Source organism: Kyrpidia sp., assembly GCF_023512215.1.
Lineage (GTDB): Bacteria > Bacillota > Bacilli > Kyrpidiales > Kyrpidiaceae > Kyrpidia > Kyrpidia spormannii.
On sequence record NZ_JAILZZ010000042.1, the window covers coordinates 21637 to 28514 of the forward strand.

Here is a 6878-nt window from a genome sequence, read left to right on the forward strand (position 1 = left end):
ACCTCCTGAGGGAGTGAGACCGGCCGAAACCGTCCCTTCCCAATTTATCGAGCTTGTTGAGTCGAAACCGCGCCACTCACTTCTGCCAGGGCTTCTTCCATGACATCGAGCCCTTCGTCAAGCTGTTCCGGCGTGGTCACCAAGGGGCACAAAATCCGAATCACGTCACTGTACAGCCCTGCACCCATCAACAACACGCCCCGCTGAACGGATCCCTGGATCACCCGGGCCGTCTCGTCCTTGGCGGGCTCCCTCGTCTGGCGATCCCTCACCAACTCCACCGCCACCATGGCGCCGAGGCCCCGCACGTCCCCGATCAATGGGTAACGCTCGTACCACCGGGTGAACCGATCCTTCAATTGCCGGCCGAGGGCCTCCGCTTTCTGCACCAGGTTCTCCCGTTGCATCGTTTCAATCACCCCGAGGGCGGCCGCGCAGCCCAGCGGACTGCCCCCGTACGTCCCCCCGAGTTGACCGGGTTCCGCGGCGTCCATAATCTCCGCCCGGCCGACGACCCCACTGATGGGCAGCCCGGCAGCTAAAGACTTCGACACGGTGATCAGATCGGGCTCCAACCCAAAATGTTCCGAGGCAAACCACCGCCCGGTGCGTCCAAAGCCGGTCTGGATTTCATCCGCAATAAAAACAATTCGATGCTGGGCGCAAAACTCCTTCACCGCATCGACGAACCGCTTCGGCGGAACGATGAAGCCGCCCTCCCCCTGAACGGGCTCAAAAATCACGGCGGCCACCTCTTCCGGTGAGACTTCGGCGGAGAAAAATTCTTTGAACTGGGCGATCACCGAATCGGTGTATTCCTCCTCACTCATCCCCGCCGGCCGGCGGTACACATAGGGATAGGGGGCTTGGTACACCATCGGCGCAAAAGGACCCATCTGGTATTTATAGGGTTTGACCTTGCTGGTCAGCGACATGCCCATCAACGTCCGGCCGTGGAAACCCCGGGTAAAGGACACCACCGCCGGCCGTCCGGTGTATCGCCGGGCGATTTTGATCGCATTCTCCACCGCCTCAGCCCCGGAGTTGAGAAACATTGCCTTCTTTTCAAAGTTTCCGGGGGTCAATTCCGCCAGCTTTTCCGCCAAGGCCACGTAGGACTCGTACATGGCCACGTGGAAACTGGTGTGCAGAAACCGGTCCACCTGCTCATGCAAGGCCTTGACCACCGCCGGGGGCCGGTGACCAGCGTTCATGGTGCCGATCGCTCCGGCAAAATCCAAAAAGGTGTTTCCGTCCACATCGGTCACTAACGCACCTTCTGTTCGATCGACAAAAATCGGTGAGGCGTTGCTGACTCCCCTGGGCACCCGAGCCTTCCGGCGTTCCATCAACGCCTGAGACTTTGGGCCCGGGATCGACGTTTTTAAATCAATGAATCGACGCGTCAAACTCCCTCGCTCCCTTCCCCTTTTCGGGCTCTAGGCCGCGGTCGGCCTCCGACTGACAGTTGCCCGCAGACCCTTGCCACGTTGGTATGCAAAATGAATGCCAATGCGGGAAAGAGCCCGGAATGGCCGATGTTTCCGGGATGGACAATTCATCTGTGCACGATCGAATTCCGTTTTGATTCGTGCATGAATCAAAATCCGCTCAACGGCAGGCCCCGGAAAGAGGACGATCACCCGCACAGCCTGGCCCAGGCGCTCTCCGGATAGGATAAGCAAAAATGGCATACATTTTGCAGGGGATTTATTTGATTGTCCGGTTGAAGGAGGGATGAATCATACATTCGACCCCACGTTATACTTATGGCGGCGATGAATTTATTTTCGTCGAACTCTCCGAGGAAATGAGCCTTGAAGCGAACATCCGAGTGATGGCCATCACCCGGGAGCTTCAAGAGCATCATATTCGGGGAGTCTCGGACATCTGCCCAGCCAATGCGTCTTACATGGTCCGGTATGACCCCGACGTGATCTCCCCCGAGGATTTGTTGCGGCACCTTGAGGCGGCAGACCGGTCCACCACCGATCTGGCCCACGTATCTCTCACGTCCCGGGTGGTGGATTTTCCGATCCTCTTCGATGACCCCTGGACCCGGGAGGCGTTGATGCGGGCCCGGGATCGCCACCAAGACCCGAACTCGACAGATTTGGAATACGCGGCGCGGATCAATGGGTTTTCTTCGACAGAGGCTTTTATCGAAGCTCTGTGCCGGGCACCGTACATTGTGTCCATGACGGGGTTTGTGCCCGGGCTGCCCTGGTGTTTCCAGATCGCCCCCCGGGAGGAGCAGATCGAAGTGCCCAAATACGTACGGCCTCGGACGTATACGCCGGAGCGGGCGTTTGGATTCGGAGGCGCTTTTGTGGCCATCTACCCGGTGGAGGGGGCGGGGGGATATCAATTGTTCGGTATCTCCCCAGGTCCGATTTTTGACCGGGACCAGCGCCTGCCGGATTTTCGGGAGTCCATGGTCTTTCCCCGGCCGGGAGACATTTACTGGTTCCGGCCCATCGACATGAAGGAGTACGAGGCCATTCGAGCCACCGTGGACAACGGGACGTTCCGATACCGGATACGGGAGATCACTTTTAATCCCAACGACGCCATCCGGGATCCCGCCGGATTCTCCGCGGCCGTGAAAGGGGAGCTGGAGCGATGATCCGCGTGGTAAAGCCCGGACTTTCAACAACGGTGCAGGATTTGGGGAGACCCGGATACTATAGCATCGGCCTCCCACCTTCGGGGGCTCTCGACAAATATTCTCACACCGTGGCCAATCTGCTGGTGGGAAACGATCCGGCCGCGGCGACCCTGGAGGTGACTTATCTCGGCCCGGAACTGGAATTCCGGGCAGACCTTCGATTCGCCGTGTGCGGAGCCGACATGCCCGCTTTTCTCAATGGACAACCCATCCCTCTCTGGACGGCGGTGGCTGCCCGGTCCGGGGACGTGCTGTCCTTCGGCATGTTACAAAAGGGAGCCCGCAGCTACATCGCCGTGGAAGGAGGCATTGGAGTCCCGCCGGTCATGGGCAGCCGTTCGACCTACGCCCTCTGCGGCATCGGCGGCCATGAGGGGCGGGCATTGAAAGCCGGGGATATGCTTGAGAAGGGGGATTTGCAAACCCGAGCGCCCAGGGAAGGGGTTGCCGTACCCGAGAAATGGCGTCCGAATTTTGCCGAGGCAGCGGAGCTCCACGTGGTGCCGGGGCTGTACGTACACCGGCTGACCGAGGAGAGTAAACAGGAGTTTTTTGCCGCCGAGTGGACCGTCACCCCCGAGGCCAACCGCGTGGGTTATCGATACAAGGGAATCCGTTTACAATTCGTGGATCGCCCCCAACCCTTCGGGGCCGGCAGCAACCCGTCGAACGTGGTCGACTGCGGGTATCCCATCGGTTCCATCCAGGTCCCGGACGGCGTCGAGCCCATTGTCCTGTTGAACGACGCCGTGACGGGAGGGGGCTACGCCACCATCGGCACGGTGATCAGTGCGGATCTCGATCGCATCGCCCAGACCCGGACGAACCAGAAAGCGAAATTCGTCGAAATCGATCTGGCCGAGGCCCTGCGCCGGCGCCGGGAGAGGCAGACGAGGATTCTGGAAGTGGAATCGTTTTTGCGACAAAGCTGATAGAAGGGGGCCTATGCGGTGCAGGTGGACCTGAACTGCGATATGGGAGAAAGCTTTGGGGCCTGGACCATGGGACGGGACGAGGAAATGATGAAGTACATCTCCTCGGCGAATGTGGCGGGCGGCTTTCACGCCGGAGACCCTCACGTGATGCGCCGGACCGTAGAATTGGCAAAAGCTCACGGCGTCGCCGTGGGGATTCACGCCGGATTCCCGGACTTGGTGGGCTTCGGCCGACGGTATCTGCGCTGCACACCCCAGGAGGTTCAGGACGACCTCATCTACCAACTGGGGGCCCTGCGGGAATTCGCCTCTCTTTACGGGTTGAAAGTCCAACATGTAAAGCCCCACGGCGCCTTGTACATGATGATGGCAGACGACGAGGATCTCAGTCGGGCAGTGATCGATGCCATTCAGCGGGTAGATTCGTCCCTTATCCTGTACTGCATGGAGGCCTCCGCCACCTATCGCGTGGCCAACGAGATGGGCCAGCGGGTGGCGGCGGAGTTTTACGCCGATCGGGAGTACGCCAACGACGGCAAAATCTTGTTCACCCGGAAGGTGGAGACAGCCCTGGACCCCGTTAAAGCGGCCGATCGGGTTCTCCGAGCCGTTCGGGAGAATCGGGTGACAACGGCAGAAGGCGAGGACATCCCGGTTAGGGTCGATAGCATTTGTATTCACGGTGACACGCCCGGCGCCCCGGAGTTGGCCCGGGTGATCCGCCAGCACCTCATGGAACACGGCGTCGAAATTCGCCCTTTTGAAGGCGCCTCTGCCTGAGGACACGACGTAGCAAACGCAGCAACCTGAAGGAGGTGTACCGGTATGTCCGAACCGCGCAAGAGCATCGTTTCCCCCTTGCCCGGTATATTCTATCGACGGCCCAACCCGCAATCGGACGTATACGTCCGCGAAGGGGATACGGTGAAGTCGGGAGACACTATCGGGCTGGTGGAAGTGATGAAGAACTTCTATGAGATCCAGGCGGAAGAAGACGGGATCATTGCCGCTTTCTCCGTGGAAAACGAAGCAATGGTGGACGTCGGCCAGGAGATCGCCGTCCTCATTCCCAAAGAGGACAAGTAGATAGCCGGAAGCCAACACGGCCGGTCGGGAGTCGGAATAACCGCCCCGGCCCGGCTTCACTTCCCGGGGTCTTTGATCACGGCCTCCCCCCTGGATTCCATCCATATCGTGAGCCTTCAGTTCTTGGGCGGAGTCCCAGGTGTAAGGCTTTATTGAGAATCCAATGCCCTCCCGCCCGAAAGGCCGAACTGTCTTAACTTCCGTACCACGGTAGGTTGGCTCACCCGAAGATGTTTTGCGATGGCATAGGTGCTGCCATATTGTTGTAAAGCCCGGGCATACAGCTCCCGTTCCACCTCTTCCAACACCTGGCGAATGCCCCATCCTTGGGAAAGAATATCTGGCGAAGAGTGCGACTGGAAAGCCGCCTTCCCCGGCAGGGAAGAGCCGAAGACAGTCTTGGGCGGTGGGCCTCCGTTGTCCGGCGTTCCCTTTGTCCCAAGATACCCGTCCTTCTCTCCTCGCTCGGTCCCCCCCGATGACCAAAGTTCTTCAGGCAGGTGTTCCGGAAGCAGGATGTCATCTTCCACGATGATGCACAGCCGTTCGATCACATTCTCCAGCTCCCGGACATTGCCGGGCCAGGCATAGTGTAGGAAACACGCCATGACGTCGGGATGAATCGCTTTTCTCGGCAGTTGATATTTGTCACAAAAGCGGTGAACCAGGGTCTCCGCGAGAGTACAAATATCTTCCCCCCGCTCCCGAAGGGGTGGAATGGTTAAAGGGACGACGTTCAGGCGGAAATATAAGTCATCCCTGAACCGCCCTTCTTTCACCAATTGGCGGAGATCCTTGTTTGTCGCCGCCACGATCCGGATATCCACCTTCCGGGTGTGCACCCCGCCCACCCGGGAAACGGTCCGTTCCTGAAGGAGGTCCAAAATCTTTCCCTGCACGTGGAGAGGCAGCTCCCCCACCTCATTGAGGAATAAGGTGCCCCCGTGGGCCAACTCGACTTTGCCGACCTTGCCCTCCTTCCGAGCACCGGTAAAGGCTCCGCTTTCATAGCCGAATAGTTCACTCTCGAAGAGGGATTCGGGGACATTGGCGCAGTTGATCTCCACAAAGGGATTCGCCCGGCGGGAACTGAGGTCGTGAATGAAGCGGGCCAGGCGGTTCTTTCCCACCCCAGTCTCTCCGAGCAGCAAAATCGTCGCATCGGTGGGGGCCACCCGCCGGATCAGATCCATGACGGACTTCATGGCGGGGTTCTCCGCCACCAGGCCCGAATCCCGGGGTATTTCTACGCCTTGCCCTACTCCTTGAACAGCGACCGAGGGCCATGACCGGGTAGAGGTCAGATCTCGGGTGTAACAAACGATCCGCACGATCCGCCCTTCGCGATCGAAAACCGGGCTACCCGTCACCACCAGCCGGTGGCCGTTTTTCGTCTCTTGAAGCGCTGTCACACGTCTGCGCCGCTGAAGAACCATGGCGGCCACCGACGGGTAAAACACCTGTTCCCGCTCAAGGTCAAACACCGTTCGTCCGACGATATCGGAATTTTGTAGGCCGTACAACTGCTCCGCGGCCGTATTGACCCGCAGGACCACCCCTTCTCCATCGGTGACAAAAACTTCATCAAACAACGTGTCCAGGATGGTTTCAAGATCCTCATTGGCCTGGCGCAGCCGTTCCAACTCAGACAGCAGCGCGGGATCCACACTGGGCGTCCCTTCCACCATTACGCCAGGTTCCCCGCCGACCTGTACTTCGTGGAACCTAAAGATGTGGGTTCGCGGAAGGCGGGGCTGTACGTCAGTCCACGGCATCCCCTTGACAATCCCTGGAACCGCATTTTGAGCGGCACGGTTCATCCAGACCACGACGTGCTTTGCATCGATGAAATAGATCGGCGTGTCCAACACATCTAACAGTTCCCGCTCCGTCATTGGCCCCTCACCTTCCGTTTTTCCCGCACCACGATACCCTTCGCCACCGGTCGGTATCGGCTCAACCAGCGATCCTGGTCATCGGTCGAGGCTTCTCATAATCTCCTCCACCTCGGACTCAGTCAGACCCGTGAATTCCGCGACAACCGACACGGATACACCCCGTTGTAACATTCGCTTAGCAATGTCACGTTTTTCTTCCTCGCGACCCTGTTGCAGACCCTTCTGCAAACCTTCTTTCCAACCTTTTTCAATGGCTTCCCGTTGAACAGAGTAAAGCAGGTCGGCCACGCC

Annotated in this window: 6 protein-coding genes and 1 pseudogene; 4 read left to right on the forward strand and 3 right to left on the reverse strand. The window is 59.1% G+C overall.

What is annotated here, in order from left to right; translation table 11 throughout:
* Nucleotides 1-44: 44 nt before the first annotated feature.
* Complete coding sequence (gabT, locus tag K6T64_RS12930; protein WP_100666940.1) at nt 45-1409, reverse strand: 4-aminobutyrate--2-oxoglutarate transaminase; 1365 nt, start codon at nt 1407-1409, stop codon at nt 45-47.
* 335 nt (nt 1410-1744) lie between these two features.
* Between gabT and K6T64_RS12935 the strand changes: the two genes are divergently transcribed.
* Genes K6T64_RS12935 through K6T64_RS12950 form a run of 4 tightly spaced genes read left to right on the forward strand, consistent with a single transcriptional unit; the run spans nt 1745 to nt 4689 of the window.
* Nucleotides 1745-2626, forward strand: a complete 882-nt coding sequence (locus tag K6T64_RS12935) for a 5-oxoprolinase subunit B family protein (protein WP_288010612.1) — start codon at nt 1745-1747, stop codon at nt 2624-2626.
* On the forward strand, nt 2623-3600 hold the full coding sequence (locus K6T64_RS12940; RefSeq protein WP_288010610.1) for a 5-oxoprolinase subunit C family protein: 978 nt from the start codon (nt 2623-2625) through the stop codon (nt 3598-3600). Before K6T64_RS12935 ends, K6T64_RS12940 begins: the two co-directional genes overlap by 4 nt.
* A gap of 18 nt (nt 3601-3618) precedes the next feature.
* Nucleotides 3619-4383: a LamB/YcsF family protein gene (locus K6T64_RS12945; protein ID WP_100666936.1), complete on the forward strand. Its 765-nt coding sequence runs from the start codon at nt 3619-3621 to the stop codon at nt 4381-4383.
* A 45-nt stretch (nt 4384-4428) separates the two neighbouring features.
* Nucleotides 4429-4689 carry an acetyl-CoA carboxylase gene (locus K6T64_RS12950; RefSeq protein ID WP_100666935.1) on the forward strand — a complete coding sequence of 87 codons (261 nt, stop codon included), beginning with the start codon at nt 4429-4431 and terminating at the stop codon, nt 4687-4689.
* A gap of 149 nt (nt 4690-4838) precedes the next feature.
* On the opposite strand, the gene K6T64_RS12955 is transcribed toward K6T64_RS12950, so the two are convergent.
* Nucleotides 4839-6584, reverse strand: a complete 1746-nt coding sequence (locus K6T64_RS12955; protein WP_288010611.1) for a sigma-54 interaction domain-containing protein — start codon at nt 6582-6584, stop codon at nt 4839-4841.
* Between the two features lie 78 nt (nt 6585-6662).
* Nucleotides 6663-6878 (reverse strand): annotated as a pseudogene (locus tag K6T64_RS12960) (RpnC/YadD family protein); the annotation flags it as partial.

What these genes read in the sequence shown, in the direction of transcription:
- K6T64_RS12950 (WP_100666935.1), top strand. Translation starts at nt 4,429, where the DNA reads ATGTCCGAACCGCGCAAGAGCATCGTTTCCCCCTTGCCCGGTATATTC.
- K6T64_RS12955 (WP_288010611.1), bottom strand. Translation starts at nt 6,584, where the DNA reads ATGACGGAGCGGGAACTGTTAGATGTGTTGGACACGCCGATCTATTTC.
- K6T64_RS12940 (WP_288010610.1), top strand. Translation starts at nt 2,623, where the DNA reads ATGATCCGCGTGGTAAAGCCCGGACTTTCAACAACGGTGCAGGATTTG.